Genomic DNA, 15156 nt, shown 5'->3' with positions numbered 1-15156 from the left:
TAATAGTATAATAATTCCTCCTTTCTTCGTTTTTAATTATTCGACATACCTTTCCGTCTCATTTATTTTTCATGTCAATGCTTTTATCTATTTCTGCATAACATAACATTTGTCATTTTGAATCTTGAAGCTTAAGTTTCCAGCTACATCGACAATAACATCCATAACTTCTGATAATGGAGCCATATCTTTGAACCTAAAACTATAGCGGTCATTTTTCAAACTATGCAGATTATAAATGAATTCGTAATTGTATTTACGTTCCAGTATCGCTATAATATCCATAATAGTCTTCTGACGAAATACCAATTCACCTTTTTGCCAAGCTGTCACATCCTCTATATCAGGATAGTTTAGAATATCTTGCTGATTTTCTTTATTATATACCAACTGTTGAGTCGGCTGAAGCAACACCTGCTTTGTTAGATTATCATATTCAACTAGAACACTGCCTGTTATCAGAGTTGTACATATATTCTTGTCCTCGGCATATGCAGATACATTAAACTCCGTTCCCAAGGCTGTAATCTGGAAGCCATCTGTTTTAACAACAAACGGTTTCTTCTTATTTGGTTTCACTACAAAATTGGCTTCACCTAGTAGAAAAACGTCACGGCTCTCCCCGGTAAATTGCTTGGGGTACAATAGTATACTTTTTGAATTCATTTTTACCTGACTTCCATCAGGTAAAAAAAATGTTTTCATTTGGGTGATTGGTGCGAATTGTTGAACAAGGTCGGAACCATTTTTTTTCTCCTTGTAAAGTAAATACCCTGTAGAAATAGACACTATGAGTAATACAGCTGCTACTGATTGCCACAAATACATAAAAGACTTTCTATTCTTCTTTTGAGGTAGTTGAGATAGAGTAGGGGTGACCTTGTTATTCTCTTTCCATCGTTGGAGCGCTTTTTCTATGTCGGGCACATCTCCCTTTTTTTTTGCTTCAAGGAAGAGCTCTTGTAAGGCTTCGTCCTTCTCTTTTTCGTGCTCATCATCAATCAGCCATCTGTAAAAAAGCTGATTGGTCTGTTCCGAATAATTATATCCGACGAAGAGAGACAATATTTTGTGGAAGTAATTTTTCATATTATAATCATATTAAATTTCGGGTTTTCATATATAACGACTGAAACGTTTCGACTACTTAAAAAAAATGCAAGAAAAATAAGATAAAAATGATTTTTCTTAATTTTTTAAGCGACAAGTATATCTGATGCTCAACTGTCCGTACTGGAATATTCAAGGCTGCGGCTATCTCTTTATTGCTCATATTGTGCAAGCGGCTCATCTCAAAAATCTTTCTGCGGCACTCTGGAAAACGTTCAAGAGTCATTTTTATAATTAATCGTATCTCGTTACAATAGATAGAATTCAATGGGTCTGCAAAGCCATACAGGCCATTTATAGAATTTTTCTGTATTTGTTCTTCCCGATAGTCATCTTCTATTTTTTTGCGTTTGATGAAGTCAAGTGTTATATTTTTGGCTATAGTATATATATAACCTTCTTTTCCATCATTATCTTTCCATCCCTCAAAATTAGTCCATAGTTTTATAAATACTTCTTGGGCAAGATCTTCTGCGTCTGCTTCTGATTTAAGAAACATAAATATAAAAAACTTCACAGGGGAAAAGTGAGTTCTGAATATCTTTTCGAATTGTTGTACTGAAATGTCTTGAGTCATATAAAGCTACTTTTTTGTTTGTGCTATTCGCAAATTTAGACAAAAAAAACAAGAATTAAAAGTGAAAATGTATTTTTTTGCGACAGAACTCTATTGTATAATTAAAATATATTAGTATAAAGTCTAACTGCTGGACAAGCTAAGGCTTTGTATCATGGGAACCTATAATCAAAAGTAGTTTTTTATCTTTAGATGTTGCTTCTATTGTATAGGAACAATCCTGGTAGAATAGGTTGTCACTATACTTCTTTTGGCTGTTTTGATTTTGGGAGTGTTTAAGAAAACAATCGAATAACATTCCTGTGTGAATTTTCATACTGATAGTTTTTAAGTTTCCTCTTAAAAAAAGAGGCACGGACCGTACTTCTCTGATTCTGAAGGTATGGTGGTGCCGACCTAACAAAACAGAGTAAGTAAGCCCGTACCATATCAGCACACGGGTTACATACTCATCTTGTTTTGTTATTCTTTAAAGCACCACCTTTTTCAGAATCAAGACGTTACGAAACGCTGTATTAATTACATTTCAAAATAAAGTTGGATTTCTCCCCAACTTCATTAAGTGCAAAGATATACATTTTTTGAATATAAATTCTTTTTCTTTCTACTTTTTGTTTGAAGTGTAATCTTTTGTCTGTTCTTTTAATTGTTACCTTTTGTTGCTTCGTTTTTTTTAGAGGAGATTGGAGTCACTTATGAAATTAGTCAAATTCGATTATTAAGTGAGCCACGGATTTTGATATGGATCATACTTCGTCTGAAAAGTAGCCATCTGCCAATCCATTACTTCTAGCTTGTCTCCGGCAAGTTTTCGTGGTATTTGAGGATTTAATTTTAGTTTTGCTGCATCACTTAACCACTTCATGGAAGTTTCATAGTCCTTTAATCTGACAACACTTACATTATTGGGTGCAATAAGTTTAGTTAATTCATAAACAGCCAAACGTAACATGTGCTTTTTGAGATTATAGTTTCTAGGGTCATGTAAAGACAAATTGCAGCCAATTTCAGGAATGTCGGCATTCACATCTATTTCCGGATAAAAGACTTTGCCCTTATACACAACATACTCATGACTATTTAACTCATATTTGTTGTAATCTGAATCATAGTCAGCTATGGCTCCCCAGCAGTCTTCTTCTACAGGAGTTTTAATATTGTCGAATCCTTCTGATGATATCAGGGTGTAAAAGGTGCCGTTAAATTGAACTATGTCCCATAAAGAGTATTCTATCGGTTCCCATTCAACAAAAGCAGCCTCAAGCCATGCTGAGACTGAAGGTATTCTGACGTTTCTGAATTTGTATCCGTTTTCATCTAAACAAACATAGGCAACTGCGTTATATCGTATAATATCGCCTTTTTTATAAGTAGCGAATTGTGAATAGGGGGGAAGGGAGTCTACATTAATATTCGGATGGGTATATTCTTCCCAATAATCCGCTATGGCAGGTGCTTTGTATCCTGAAATGGAACGTATAATTTCATATAGCTTCCCTTCATAGTATATATGAGCTCCAACAGGATAAGTGATCATACGGTTATATTCTGCTATGTATTTCCCTTTGTTCAATTCTGCTTCTATCTCATAGTTTTCTGACAGGTACTCTGTTATACTCATCTCAGCTGATTCTTCAGCCTGAATGAAATGTTCGGAGTTTCCTCTTGTCATTTGGGTAAGAGCTTCGGGAGTAATGATACTCAGGTAATCACTGTTGTTTAAAAAACGTCTGTACATAGTATTAGTAATTAAAACCATCATAATGGGCAACAGTTGTATGTAATGTGGAAGAACTGTCGCCTCCATTTTTAAATTTGTTCCACATATCTCTCAAATAATAACAGAGAAGATAATCCAGGCAATCTGAAAGATGGCCGTATTTCTCATATTTTACTCCGGTTCTTGAGTCGGTAACTTTAGACTTGTTTTTACTGCCGTCTTCATTTTTTAGTTGATAAAGCAGGTCTTCAGTCAGTTTACGACATCTTATATCTATTTGGATTTCCCAGTTTCCAAACCCTGAGAATAATTCATTGATAAACTCACAACGTGTGGTTTGTGGAGGCTGTTTCTTCAGCAATTTTATCTTTGGCCTTAAAATGCCCTTGCCGAAGGTATCGGTGATAATTGTAAAATTGTTTACCCCGTCTTCCGAAGTGGTGGAGCGTTGTAACCCTGCCGGATCTCCTGTCACATCCACTCCACCAATATGCTTTTCCCTATACAGTTTCTTCTGTATCTTTCGTGCAAGTCCAGGAGTGTTATTTTCCTTATCTTCGGCTTTACCCAGTATCTCTTCCAGAATATAGACTTTCTTGTTATCATAGTCTATTTGTGCCAATAACGTCGACATATGGGGGACTACATTAAAATCCCATACGGTAATAAGGGGTTTGGAAGGGTCATAGACTTTCTCTTTCAATCCTGTAACCAGATGCTTATTGCCGTCAAATAGTCTATAAATGGCCATGTCGTTTGCCTCAATGAAGTCCCAGTTGCCATAGAGTAGCCTTTCCTTAGTCGCCTGGTCGCTGATTTTATTAAGAGCTGCCTCGTAGGTCTGACGGAATGCGATGTCAGGATTGTCGAACACAGAGAAAGGAACATAGAATTCGCCCTCACGTGTTGTAACTTTATCACCGTTTCTATCTTGTACGAAGCGTTCACGTATCCAGTTAGTAGTCGGATTGGTTGTCAATAACATCTTAGATACTTTAAAAGTTTCGTGTGTTTTCCAGCGAAGACGGGAAAACAAAACTTCAATAGCTTTTTGACTGATTTCTGAGACTTCATCCACCGCACAAATTGTAACTTCCATGGAACCAAATCTTTCAAAGTTGGGATCTGAAGGTTGATCCGCCAAGTCCAGCATGAGAATGACTGAACCATTCCAGAACCTCAGTGTACCGGCTACATTGTTAATATGATAATGCTGATCTTCAACTAGTCCCCACTTCTTTATAATCATGCGTATAGTATTCCACGTGGATTCCTTTAGTGATTTTAATGTCTTACGTGCTACGACTGCACGTAAATCAGGAAAACGGATACAACTACTTACCAGCCACACACTTGCCAAATAACTTTTACCACCACCAGCAGCTCCCCCGCCTAAAATCAGTTGAGGGACATTATGGTTACCACATTTGGAACAATATGGCTTATATTGCGGATTTAGGTTTGCATCGTATCCTATTAGTTTTTGTTGAATCTCTCCACCGCATCGTGGACATTCCGGCTGGAGTAGTTTCCAAAGTTCGTATTGCTTAGGAGATGGACAAAAGTCAATTTTAAGATTCCTGGGGGCTTTTAATCTTATACCCCCCATCAGATTATTTCAATCGTTATATTCTTTTCTTTCTCCAGCAATAGATTCAAAGCGTCAGATGTGTTACGAGAATTCAGTACTTTTCCTTTTACAGAATTGACGCCAATGATTATACATCCGGCAGAATCTTTTTCCGTTGTTCCGCTGTGGATCAAAATGCCGATGAAGTGAGGGACATTATGCAATAGAGGAAGTCTGCGTTTGAATTTAGGACTGTACTCCATAGTAACTTTGTAGATACCTGCCGGGATAGCAGTCTGGGCATACACTTTCCCTTTGCATTTACAGGCAATACCTATAGAAGTGTTTGGACATGCTAATGGCAGTGAACGCACTTTATCTTCGATAGTGTTACAAAAGAAGTTTCCATCTATCAGCAGATCTCCTATGGTATACGTTTTCCCATAGAATTTTCGTTTCAGTGTGATTTTCATATTTGTGTTATGGTTAAGGTTATATATGAACGAATAGATTTTTATCTTAGATTAGTTTAGATGAATATAGACGCTGGTTTAGTGAATATTCAAAATATGATTGTATAAGATTCAATTTCTAAAATAATTTAAGGTGTTCGAAGTGAACACCTTGTTTAGAGTGTGTGGACTTCTATATAGAAAACTTTCCAATTTCCTCAATTTGCCTTGTAACTTTCTTCTTCATACCTTCAAGCTCTTCATTATCATCTTTAATATTCTGTATTTTAGTTTGATTTTTTTCTATCTGTACCGTCATGTCAGCTTGAATACGCTTCAATTTTTCAATAGTAGCGTTAAACACACGGTTTGCACATTCGATTTTCCCTTTAAAAGACTTTTTCCAAATCATACTTTATTTCTTTTGAATTTTTATAAACTCTGAATAATTAATATAAACATAAGGATTATCGCTGCTTATACTTTGGTGTACAGCCTTTACTTTCCATCTCCACCATAAGAATTTGTGTTTATACTCTAACCAAATTGCCTGTTGTAAATTAACAGGCAGATATAGCTTACCTTTCAACAGGTTATCTTCAATCGTTCCATCCAGTTTCAAATGAGGAGTATCCATTTCTACTTTACGGATTGAAACTGTTATAGTATCGTAAACGATAGTAGAATCTCGAATTTCAGCCTGAATAGGTGCATCCACAGTTATTTGATGTTTACCTACGGCTTCCAAATCCTTAATCCGTATTCCCATTTTCTTTATCTGAGCAGCATCGGTGGCCCTGTATTTTTCGTATTCATCAACTGTAAGTTTTAGGGTTTGTACTTCAACAACCCTTGTGCAAGAATCGATTTTCAGTCTTTTTATATCAGAAAGAAGAGATTCCGTATTTGCTGAATAGCGGTCACGTTCTTGTTTCAGGTGTTTTATCTGTACCCTTAATAAGTGAATTGTAACCAATGCTGCAGCCAAGATGACAATAGTTGTTATGCTGATCCTATTCATCTTCATCATCAATGGATTCTTGTGGAATGAACCAGATATCATCACCCAGATAAGGTTCTCCCGTCAGTTTGACAAGATATCCTTTATTCAACCGCTGGATAGAGGTCAATACCTCCAAGACTTCTGCTTCCCGACCTGCGAGAGTGGTTAATCTGTCAAACTTTAAAGCTTCCGACATTTTTATCGTAACGACATCACCTACATTAATCATAGTTTTTGTTATTAATATATTTACAATTAAACAATAATCTGTATTCCTCCATTCTTCTCTTTTTTATGGAAGGAACTACTTTCCCTTTATGGTGGCAAAATGAAATATAGTCATCGTATATATCCCTGTTTCCTTTCTCCAGTTTTCTTATTAAATTGGATTTCAGCTTTTTCCCGAACCCTAAAAGTCTGTATTCACCCACATTATAGGCTAAAGTGCCTAGAATAAGTGAGTCTCTTCCAAAATCACGGAATACCCCACATTTTATACGAAGGTCTTTTCTGAGGAGCAAGTCTGCAAACTCTTCTGAAATCCGATGGTCAAATGCTTCTCCTTTGAGCAGGCGGTGCCCATATCCGACATATGGGAAATGTTCTCGTGAATGCCAGCCTTCATATTTTTTGATGCAGGCAACCGCCGTCTCAAATAAGTCAATCTCTGGTTGCTGGAAGTCCGTTGTTTTATGTAAATCAACAATACATTCTTTTCTTCCTATCTGAAAAGAATCCTGGATTAACAAAAGCAGCGGGCATAATAGAATCACCTTTCTATTCAATGGTTACCTTTTAATAGTTCCTTGATATCTTCCCGCATCTCTTTCAGGTCAGCCCTCATGGATGTAAATTGTGCCATAGTTGCTTCAAATACGGTTTTATCCAGTTTGATGGCATCTATCTTCTCGTATTGGTCATTGATCTTCATCTCCAGTGAGGTGCACTTGTCGGTCAGTTCGGCTATCCGTGATATATTATTCATGTGCTGAACGTACATTGTTACGATAAAGGCTACAACAGCGGTCAAAGTCTTGAAGTTATTAAGGACGAATTCTCTAAATTGTGTCATGTGTCAGGTATTTATTGAGTTAAAAAGCAAAGCAAAAGCGTCTGTCAAAGCACGAATCATCTTTTCTGCCGCATCGACATCTTTTAATCCGTAGAGGGCTAATCCTGTTATCAGCACCATAAAGATTCCTCTTTCCAGGTTCTTTCTTTTATCAGGAGTCATTCTCGTGTTTGTTTGATGCGGGTATGACAACATTAAAGATTACACCACTTTCACCCTCAATCTTGAATCTTGCCTCTTGTGAATGCTTGATTGGATAAAGCTCCATCAAAGCCTTGGCGGCATTTACTGAAACTGCCCTGAGAGGTGCCGGTGACAGACTTACCCCAAACTTGTCTTCGTAATTGCCCGTAGCAGTTTCCTCCATAACGGCTTTCAATGTCTCTGCAACCTGTAACTTAACTGCAATGGTCTCCATATCTGCATGTGTTTTTTCAACAAGTTTTTTTATATGAGCCTGGATATATGGTTTGGCCAGCAGTTGTCTTCCGGACATTAGAGCTTTATCTTCGTCCGCATAGAAAACCTCTTTATAACATTTGCCATGTTGTCCGGCGAACTGTATCCCTCCACATACATAAAGATTACAGAACTCTTCCTCTTCACGGGTTAGCCGCTGTTCTGTATCGTCACATTTTTTTTCATTTTTCATACTTTCAATAAATGATTTTGAACTAAGTCCGGCATAAGTAGAAACCGGACTTATGGCTCTTTTCAAAGAATAGACTTTTCAGGAGGTACAGGTTGTATAATTTCAGACTTTTTCTCAATCAGTTGTTCCATTAATGATTGATAGAAAATATCTGCCAAGGCATCTGCACAACTCTCCGCATCAGCCAGGGAATTGATTAGTTTCATGTTGAAGGCAATTCTCAGATCATACCCTGTAATAGCGGCCATCAGTTCGTTACCGTCATACCCTTGTACCCCGAATAGCATCTTGTCACTTTCTTTTTTGAATGAAATTATTTCCTCGTCTTCCATATGCTTAGAGCTTAGATTTTAAAGTGCATTCTTGTTTTTTCTTTTCTGGGCAGCAAAGTTTCTCCGCTCTCTCCGTTCATCCTTAAACGATTAGAACAAACAGCAACTACATGATGCGTTGCTTCAACATCTGCGTCGGCGTCATGTGCATCCTCCAGCTCAATCCCCAGCCGTTCAGCTAATAATTCCAGTTGATAAGAGGTGACTTCCGGATTATGTGCAAAGCACAATCGTCCCAGGTCAATGGTATCGATATAATGGGGTTGAAAGTTCCCATAAAAGTCTGTAGTACCTGCAAACACCTTCTCAAAGTCTTTTATTAATCCCGCATAGTTTATAATTTGCTGGAGAAAGCCTATATCAAATGTGATATTTTGTCCTATCAACACCGGCTTGGTTTGCTTTCCTTTGGTTAAGGTACAGCGCTCGCCCAAGCGGATAATATCCTTTGCTATTTCATGGATATTCACACCCTGCTGGATAAGCATGTCCATAGTGATACCGGAATAAGCCAATGCCTCCTGGTCATAGCCCATTGGCTGTGATCGCCCAAAGCCTTCCAGTTCCAGTTCACGCTTGTTCTTTAAGACCTTACGTTTGGCCGGGCCTCCAATTTCCTGTTTATCGTATGGTTGAATGTACCTGACATAGCGGTCAATGACCTGCCAGTTGTCCATCCGGACTGCATGCATTGCTATCTGTGTACATGCACTTTTGGTACAATCCAACCCTCCTGTCTCGAAATCAAGTACAATTCCGACGAAGATTTTAGGTTCTATTTTAGGTGCTGCCATACTAAAGCCGATTAAATTCACACAAGATTTTGTACTCGAACTCTTCTTTGGAAACATCATTCCGAATAATGCAGTCAAAGAACTTCTCACCTAAGTGTTTACGTCCTTTATCCCGCTTGAGCCGGTTTGAATCGATACCTCGCAAAATGAGGACATCCTGCGGACAGATAATCAGAACAGAAACAATATCATAACGTTCACAATGATTATAATACAGCATTTCTAGTCCACTCTCGTCTATGACGTAACAACAAATACCTTTACAGGGAACCTGCTCATGCAGAGCGAAATATTCATATCCTCCAAAGCTCGTATATGCCAGCATGTCTTGCTTATCCGGAAGCTGGGAAGCATTTATGAAATAATGCCCTACACCATCAGTTTCTCCAGGTCGTTTGGGGCGTGTGGTGTATGATACAATAGTTGGTACATTCAATTGATTTCGTAGAAATTCAGCCATATAGGTCTTGCCTGAACCGGAATCTCCAACGATGGCAATAATGATAGGTTTCATTTATAGACTCATAAGAGTGGATGTTTTGTAGGTTTGTAAATTGTTGGCGCCATTATAATCACTATAGCGAATGACAGCACTAATAATAATCACTTTATTGGTCACATCGGTTATTTCTTTCTTATGTTCGGTGTAGTAATCGTTCCACATAACCAGCTCTATCATATCATTGTTCTGTTGGAGTTTCAGTTTGCAGAATTTTTTCTTCTCACCGGTGTTTTTGTCTTTGTATGACATCTCAGACATTTCAGAGACTGTGACACAGACAACAATCCTTTTACCTTCATTCTCAAGAATGGAAGCATCACGTAATGACATATAACAGACTTTTCCTTTCAGTTTGTTTCTGGCTTCGGAATTATCATAGATACGATGATAATCAATACTGCCTACACCTGATACGGCAATTTGCTGCATGGACCAATAGTAATGCTTGTCTGTCAATGATTCAGGGAAATCTTCTTCAGAAAGCTGGAAGCTGAGTGCTTTGGCCGCTCGTGTCAGAATTGAGTACCGTTCAGTTATTGCCTTTACATTTTCCAATTTGTCAAAACAACCGGACAGGACTAAATTTTTGACATGACGGGCATTTACTGGAACGCGGACGGCCTCTTGCTCATTATCCGGTTCATCCCAATATTCGTATTTTTTCAATTTATATTTGAAGATGCGGTGGATAAAATTCTCTATAGAGGTGAAACGTCCGTTCTTTTCTCTTTCTTCCAGCATGTATTCTGCAGCCTTATCACCTAACATCTTGATTTTAGTCAGTGACCAAAAGATTTCATCTGTCTGGTAGTCAGTGAAGAACTGCTTCATGGATACGTTGATATCCGGAGGTACAATTTTAGCCCGACTGCATTGTTCCATTTCCGACATCAGCAGAACCACTTCTTTATCATCCGCCCACTGGAGAGCAATTGTATAGAATGCCGAGGGATAGTTCGCTTTCAGCCAGGCACCGGCAAAGGCCGTAAGCGCGTATGCGGCTGCATGCGACCGGTTAAATGAATACTTTCCTGCAACCTCAATTTTATGCCAAATTTCTTCTGCCTCATAATCCGGACAGCCGTTTTGGATAGCCCCGGCAAGAAAATCCGTTTTTAAGGAAGCCATCAAGTCTGCTTTCTTCTTTCCGATAGCCTTTCGCAAGTAGTCGGTCTTTCCCAGATCAAAGCCTCCGAGACTGTGTGCGATGGACATAAACTGTTCCTGATAACAATTGTGAACAATCATATTGTTGGCACAAAAACTATGTCTTTTCCAAACGCTTAGGTCATAAGTCATTTTCTCAGAACTCAGAGTAACAGATAACACTGGGCACCAGATTGGATACTGTCTGTATTCTTCATCTATTTTATCGTCCTGAGTATAAAATGTCTTGATACGATGTTCTCCGGGGATAAGTTTGCTAGCTTGTACCCAGCCTAACTGGGTCAATACCCGATGATCAGCCGTACAATATAGCTTTCTTCCCATAGAGGTTTTGATAAGAACTGTTTTCTTTATCCCCTTCTTGTATGTTCGTGTTACTTGCTGGAAAGTGCCGTCTTCTGTAAGGACAAAATCTCCGGGTATTATATTCTGAATCGGTTTACATCCCTTCCGGGTAGCTATTCTTGTATCTTCGGCGATGCACATGATTCCATATGTGTTTTTGGTAGCTTCATAGGTTCCGAAACTGTACACGGGGGCCACTTCGCCATGTTTGTACTTGATATAGTCATCCGTAGCCTTGATTTCCAGCGTTGCAGGACGATATAGCGCATTAATTGCAATCAGGTCTTCGATGCAGTCGGGTCTGACATCCGTAATGAAACGGGTAATCCCCTTGGAAGCAAACTGAAAGACATTTTGAGTGTGTCCTTCTGCCAATAGCTTATATGTTCTGGTATCCTCTATTTCGTTCTGAGTAATGGATTCAATACTGTAGTTTTTCCCATATACCCTGTTGACTATATTAATAACCGCGCTTAGTTTGGATAGCTCTTTAGTGGCAAGAACATCCTCCTTCAATAGCCCGATTTCATCCACCGCATATCCATCAAATTCCGATACCAATAGCTCATCCATCTTGCGAATTGGCAAAAAATCAAAACATTCAGCCGGTTCTCCGTCCTTGGTTTCTGGTGTTACAACAATGGCAGAGGCATGAATAGAAGTGGAGCGTGGTTGTCCCATAATTGTCCGGATATCCTCGATAACTTCAGGGTAATCATGGACAAACTTATTCACTTTCTTGTTCATCGCCGCCAATAAGAATAAGTCCGTCCAATTTTGTTCGTCATTAAAAATAGCAGTTATGTAGTTGACAATATTCAAGGGAACACGATAAACACGTGCCACATCTTTAATGACTGCCTTGAGTTTCATGCTCGAAAAGGTGCCGGCAGAAAAGACACGTTGTTTGCCGTTTACATTGTACCTCTGTTCCAGGTATTCTTTGATTTCCTGCCTTCTATCCGACGCATAATCGACGTCGATATCCGGGAGGGCGGAATGCCCTCCCTCCACAAGTCCCTTACCGACAAAGCAGTCTATTACCGGTAAAGCGCCCTGACTTTCCTTTAGGTTTATCCCTGATACCTTCATTTATTGATTTCATTTAAAGTCCATAGCAAGTCACGATTATCAAAAAGAATGTCATCGCCTTCACGAAGCTGGTCAGCATATACCTTCATTTGTCTTCCACTACGTATAATCTGAAACTCGGCATCCTTATAAAACCGGTAATCTTTTCCTTCAATCTGAACCCCGACATATCTTTCTCCGGGAAGCAATTCAATGTCTTCGCCAATGATGCTGACCGCTTCCGTCCAGTTCAAACCGCATCGCTCGGGCACTAGAAAACGTGAGAAAATTAAATCATACTTAACCGGGTCTATGGAGATAATGCCTAGCAGGTATGAAACCAGAGAACCACCAGCCGAACCACGGCCAATACCTGTCACAATTCCTAATTCACGTGCTTTTTTCACCATATCCCATTGTATTAAAAAATAGTCCACATTGTTTGTCGATTCTATGATATAGACCTCTTCCTTCAGGCGTTCCCTATATTTGGCGTGACCGTATGAAGGGATTTTTGCTGTCAATCCTTCTTCCAGCAGGCGAGTAAACATACGATGCCGGTTGCCATATTTCTTTTTTTCATCTGGCAACATTACATACTCCGGCATGTACATTTTACCTGTTTCATAGTAAGCCTTTGCATGGGTGGCAATCTCTACTGTATGGCTGCACATCCTTTCAAAGAGGACATCGATATCCCATTTTCCAGAGTCAAATAGCTGGCAGCACACACTGTAATGCTCATCCACGTCTTTAAAAAACTGATCTTCACTTTGCTCATGGGCTGCACCGGAAGCTATCTTATTCAGTATGATCTTGTTTTTCGCATCGTCCTTATCCAGGTAATAATTATCACAGATGAGTACTGGTTCCACGCTGAAAGTCTGTGTCTTATCTTCGTAGAAATGGTTGAAGAAAGTCAGTGTTGCTCGCAGTACTTCCACATCAATGCGCTCGGCCTTATACTCGCTTAAATCTACCTGATAGTATATTTTATTATCAAATGCAATATTCATGGCATAGAGTATCTGGGAATTTTTCTTCATCCAGTAGGAAGCCAGCTTGCCAAAGACCAATACATTTCCTTCTGCATGGGTAAGCAACCCGGACAGAGTTAACGTATTAGTAGGGGAGTCCACCATAATCTCTTTTTGGATGCGTAACAAATTCCGGAGGCCCTTTTGTGACTGGCAGTAAATCTTCATATCCACCTTATTACCCTCGTGCTCCAGAGTGAACGAGTAACCAAAAACATATTTCAATCCTGCTTTGGTACACTCTTTCTGCAAATTCAGGGTAGCCGCCATTGTATTCCGGTCACAGATTCCAATTGCATTCTGTCCCAGATACTTTGCTTTCTTTACCCAGTCAGACAATTCACCACTACCATTTAACAGCTCGTACGGGGTATGAACTCCCAGATTGACAAAGGGAACACTTACTTTGCATGGAGTGCGTTTGCCAATATATTTCAGGATATTGAATTTAAACTTCTCTCTCAGGTCATACCAATACCAATTTCTGCCGAACTGGAAAGCTATATAATAAATCTGTTCCTGCATGAGCACCTCGGGACTTTCCATCAGGTTAAACTGAAGGTTATTCTCTTGTCCCCTGAAGACGCAACGTGCTTCCGTTAAATCGGCCAGATACATCTTACCGAAGCCTGTCACTTCGACTACTTCATTGTCTATTTGTCTATAAGCAATCTTATTGGCTTCCAGCCATTTTTTGAGTTCTTCCATTATTTTGATTCCTGTAATTTAGTTAGTTTATACTCAATGGGAGTTTTCAGTCTTTCAGAGAAAATGTTATAAATCTCTTTAAAGTCCAGTTCTTCCCAGTCTTTCGAAGCGTCTTCGATATCAGCGATAAAGATGTCAAAATACGGGTTCATTTCGTCTGCCGCCTTTTTGATAGCCTCTACCGCATCACCGTCGTACCCTAGTACAATTGTCCGTACCCCTTTGCTTTGCAGCTTATAAATCTGGGCTCTGGATATTTTCTTGCCAAAAGTTGCCACTACAGTGATTTGGTTGTTATCGTATAAATTCAATTTACGTGTCAATGCTACAACATCAAATACCCCTTCCACCACAATAACCGTGTCCGTTTCTTCCTCTATGACTGAGTCGTAATTATAAAGCAGTTTGACAAAATCATTTTCAGTAGAATTACGGAATCTGGTTATCCGGTATCCGCCTTTACGTCTTATCCCGGCATTATGTCTGTCTATCTCGTCTTTGGTCCATATATGGCGCGACACATAGCCAACGACATCCCCGTCATCTATGACCGGGAAAATCACATACGAGTCAAATTTGTAGTTAAGCCTGCGGGTTGTCCCCGCAGGGAAATAATCAAAATCATCGTATGTGAAACCGCGGGACCGGAGATAATTATCGGTAAAGCATCTTTGGTAGAAATCCGGAAGTTCAATGATACCGAGCGTGTCGTCAATCGCTTCTTCCTCTTCACCCAGTGGGAACAATAATGTATCGTCCAGTTTGGCGTCCAGATCGACTGTTGGTGTTACAGCCAGGTCGGGTCTTTCTATACTTTCCAGCAATTGTTCCAGCGTGTATGTAGAGTGCATACATGAGAAACAATGTGCCATAAAAGGCTTCTTACGCGATGTCTCCTTGCCGATGTACACACCGAATTTCTTCTCTTTACCACAAAAAGGACATTTGGATATCAGATTTTTTCCGGCACCGTCCGGCTTGGCATCCAGTTCCCGGCTGATCTCTCGGATTAGGAAGTCCTTTTCTTCTTTTGACAACGCCATC

At 39.3% G+C, this 15156-nt stretch carries 18 protein-coding genes; all 18 read right to left on the bottom strand.

Annotated elements, in window-relative coordinates; genetic code table 11:
• Positions 1-87 precede the first annotated feature (87 nt).
• The 18 genes from HMPREF9447_RS03645 to HMPREF9447_RS03565 all read right to left on the bottom strand — a co-directional run bounded on the left by HMPREF9447_RS03645 (position 88) and on the right by HMPREF9447_RS03565 (position 15155).
• Positions 88-1089 (bottom strand): FecR family protein, encoded by a 1002-nt coding sequence (locus tag HMPREF9447_RS03645; protein WP_009128180.1) that lies wholly within the window; start codon positions 1087-1089, stop codon positions 88-90.
• Positions 1090-1147: 58 nt separating this feature from the next.
• A complete protein-coding gene (locus HMPREF9447_RS03640) occupies positions 1148-1687 on the bottom strand; it encodes an RNA polymerase sigma-70 factor (RefSeq protein ID WP_009128178.1) in 540 nt (179 codons plus the stop codon).
• A gap of 718 nt (positions 1688-2405) precedes the next feature.
• Entirely contained in the window at positions 2406-3425 is a 1020-nt protein-coding gene (locus HMPREF9447_RS03635; RefSeq protein WP_009128175.1) for a hypothetical protein, read from the bottom strand.
• A 4-nt stretch (positions 3426-3429) separates the two neighbouring features.
• Positions 3430-5016, bottom strand: a complete 1587-nt coding sequence (locus tag HMPREF9447_RS03630) for a phage terminase large subunit (protein ID WP_009128173.1) — start codon at positions 5014-5016, stop codon at positions 3430-3432.
• Positions 5016-5450 (bottom strand): DUF5675 family protein, encoded by a 435-nt coding sequence (locus HMPREF9447_RS03625; protein WP_009128171.1) that lies wholly within the window; start codon positions 5448-5450, stop codon positions 5016-5018. The genes HMPREF9447_RS03630 and HMPREF9447_RS03625 overlap by 1 nt, the downstream gene beginning before the upstream one ends.
• A gap of 172 nt (positions 5451-5622) precedes the next feature.
• Positions 5623-5841, bottom strand: a complete 219-nt coding sequence (locus tag HMPREF9447_RS03620) for a hypothetical protein (RefSeq protein WP_009128169.1) — start codon at positions 5839-5841, stop codon at positions 5623-5625.
• A 3-nt stretch (positions 5842-5844) separates the two neighbouring features.
• Positions 5845-6459: a DUF6549 family protein gene (locus HMPREF9447_RS03615; RefSeq protein WP_044137410.1), complete on the bottom strand. Its 615-nt coding sequence runs from the start codon at positions 6457-6459 to the stop codon at positions 5845-5847.
• Positions 6443-6661, bottom strand: coding sequence for a hypothetical protein (locus HMPREF9447_RS03610; RefSeq protein WP_009128165.1), 219 nt, complete (start codon positions 6659-6661; stop codon positions 6443-6445). Before HMPREF9447_RS03610 ends, HMPREF9447_RS03615 begins: the two co-directional genes overlap by 17 nt.
• On the bottom strand, positions 6654-7217 hold the full coding sequence (locus HMPREF9447_RS03605; RefSeq protein WP_044137408.1) for a glycoside hydrolase family protein: 564 nt from the start codon (positions 7215-7217) through the stop codon (positions 6654-6656). Before HMPREF9447_RS03605 ends, HMPREF9447_RS03610 begins: the two co-directional genes overlap by 8 nt.
• Positions 7214-7504: a hypothetical protein gene (locus tag HMPREF9447_RS03600; RefSeq protein ID WP_009128162.1), complete on the bottom strand. Its 291-nt coding sequence runs from the start codon at positions 7502-7504 to the stop codon at positions 7214-7216. Before HMPREF9447_RS03600 ends, HMPREF9447_RS03605 begins: the two co-directional genes overlap by 4 nt.
• A gap of 3 nt (positions 7505-7507) precedes the next feature.
• Positions 7508-7666, bottom strand: coding sequence for a hypothetical protein (locus HMPREF9447_RS28355; protein WP_009128161.1), 159 nt, complete (start codon positions 7664-7666; stop codon positions 7508-7510).
• Positions 7656-8156 (bottom strand): hypothetical protein, encoded by a 501-nt coding sequence (locus HMPREF9447_RS03595; protein WP_009128160.1) that lies wholly within the window; start codon positions 8154-8156, stop codon positions 7656-7658. The genes HMPREF9447_RS28355 and HMPREF9447_RS03595 overlap by 11 nt, the downstream gene beginning before the upstream one ends.
• A gap of 62 nt (positions 8157-8218) precedes the next feature.
• Complete coding sequence (locus HMPREF9447_RS03590; protein ID WP_009128159.1) at positions 8219-8488, bottom strand: hypothetical protein; 270 nt, start codon at positions 8486-8488, stop codon at positions 8219-8221.
• An 11-nt stretch (positions 8489-8499) separates the two neighbouring features.
• Positions 8500-9282, bottom strand: coding sequence for a 3'-5' exonuclease (locus HMPREF9447_RS03585; protein WP_009128158.1), 783 nt, complete (start codon positions 9280-9282; stop codon positions 8500-8502).
• 1 nt (position 9283) lies between these two features.
• The gene (locus tag HMPREF9447_RS03580) at positions 9284-9796 is read right to left on the bottom strand and encodes a nucleoside/nucleotide kinase family protein (RefSeq protein WP_009128157.1); all 513 of its coding nucleotides are present in this window, start codon (positions 9794-9796) and stop codon (positions 9284-9286) included.
• Complete coding sequence (locus tag HMPREF9447_RS28700; protein WP_009128156.1) at positions 9797-12388, bottom strand: helix-hairpin-helix domain-containing protein; 2592 nt, start codon at positions 12386-12388, stop codon at positions 9797-9799.
• On the bottom strand, positions 12385-14112 hold the full coding sequence (locus HMPREF9447_RS03570) for a PHP domain-containing protein (protein WP_009128155.1): 1728 nt from the start codon (positions 14110-14112) through the stop codon (positions 12385-12387). The genes HMPREF9447_RS28700 and HMPREF9447_RS03570 overlap by 4 nt, the downstream gene beginning before the upstream one ends.
• Entirely contained in the window at positions 14112-15155 is a 1044-nt protein-coding gene (locus HMPREF9447_RS03565) for a toprim domain-containing protein (RefSeq protein ID WP_009128154.1), read from the bottom strand. Before HMPREF9447_RS03565 ends, HMPREF9447_RS03570 begins: the two co-directional genes overlap by 1 nt.
• Between the last annotated feature and the right edge of the window lies 1 nt (position 15156).

The organism is Bacteroides oleiciplenus YIT 12058 (genome assembly GCF_000315485.1).
GTDB lineage: Bacteria > Bacteroidota > Bacteroidia > Bacteroidales > Bacteroidaceae > Bacteroides > Bacteroides oleiciplenus.
This window is presented reverse-complemented; position numbering and strand designations above follow the sequence as displayed.

What these genes read in the sequence shown, in the direction of transcription:
- HMPREF9447_RS03590 (WP_009128159.1), bottom strand. Translation starts at nt 8,488, where the DNA reads ATGGAAGACGAGGAAATAATTTCATTCAAAAAAGAAAGTGACAAGATG.
- HMPREF9447_RS03640 (WP_009128178.1), bottom strand. Translation starts at nt 1,687, where the DNA reads ATGACTCAAGACATTTCAGTACAACAATTCGAAAAGATATTCAGAACT.
- HMPREF9447_RS03645 (WP_009128180.1), bottom strand. Translation starts at nt 1,089, where the DNA reads ATGAAAAATTACTTCCACAAAATATTGTCTCTCTTCGTCGGATATAAT.
- HMPREF9447_RS03595 (WP_009128160.1), bottom strand. Translation starts at nt 8,156, where the DNA reads ATGAAAAATGAAAAAAAATGTGACGATACAGAACAGCGGCTAACCCGT.
- HMPREF9447_RS03625 (WP_009128171.1), bottom strand. Translation starts at nt 5,450, where the DNA reads ATGAAAATCACACTGAAACGAAAATTCTATGGGAAAACGTATACCATA.
- HMPREF9447_RS03565 (WP_009128154.1), bottom strand. Translation starts at nt 15,155, where the DNA reads ATGGCGTTGTCAAAAGAAGAAAAGGACTTCCTAATCCGAGAGATCAGC.
- HMPREF9447_RS28355 (WP_009128161.1), bottom strand. Translation starts at nt 7,666, where the DNA reads ATGACTCCTGATAAAAGAAAGAACCTGGAAAGAGGAATCTTTATGGTG.
- HMPREF9447_RS03635 (WP_009128175.1), bottom strand. Translation starts at nt 3,425, where the DNA reads ATGTACAGACGTTTTTTAAACAACAGTGATTACCTGAGTATCATTACT.
- HMPREF9447_RS28700 (WP_009128156.1), bottom strand. Translation starts at nt 12,388, where the DNA reads ATGAAGGTATCAGGGATAAACCTAAAGGAAAGTCAGGGCGCTTTACCG.
- HMPREF9447_RS03630 (WP_009128173.1), bottom strand. Translation starts at nt 5,016, where the DNA reads ATGGGGGGTATAAGATTAAAAGCCCCCAGGAATCTTAAAATTGACTTT.
- HMPREF9447_RS03580 (WP_009128157.1), bottom strand. Translation starts at nt 9,796, where the DNA reads ATGAAACCTATCATTATTGCCATCGTTGGAGATTCCGGTTCAGGCAAG.
- HMPREF9447_RS03610 (WP_009128165.1), bottom strand. Translation starts at nt 6,661, where the DNA reads ATGATTAATGTAGGTGATGTCGTTACGATAAAAATGTCGGAAGCTTTA.
- HMPREF9447_RS03615 (WP_044137410.1), bottom strand. Translation starts at nt 6,459, where the DNA reads ATGATGAAGATGAATAGGATCAGCATAACAACTATTGTCATCTTGGCT.
- HMPREF9447_RS03570 (WP_009128155.1), bottom strand. Translation starts at nt 14,112, where the DNA reads ATGGAAGAACTCAAAAAATGGCTGGAAGCCAATAAGATTGCTTATAGA.
- HMPREF9447_RS03620 (WP_009128169.1), bottom strand. Translation starts at nt 5,841, where the DNA reads ATGATTTGGAAAAAGTCTTTTAAAGGGAAAATCGAATGTGCAAACCGT.
- HMPREF9447_RS03600 (WP_009128162.1), bottom strand. Translation starts at nt 7,504, where the DNA reads ATGACACAATTTAGAGAATTCGTCCTTAATAACTTCAAGACTTTGACC.
- HMPREF9447_RS03585 (WP_009128158.1), bottom strand. Translation starts at nt 9,282, where the DNA reads ATGGCAGCACCTAAAATAGAACCTAAAATCTTCGTCGGAATTGTACTT.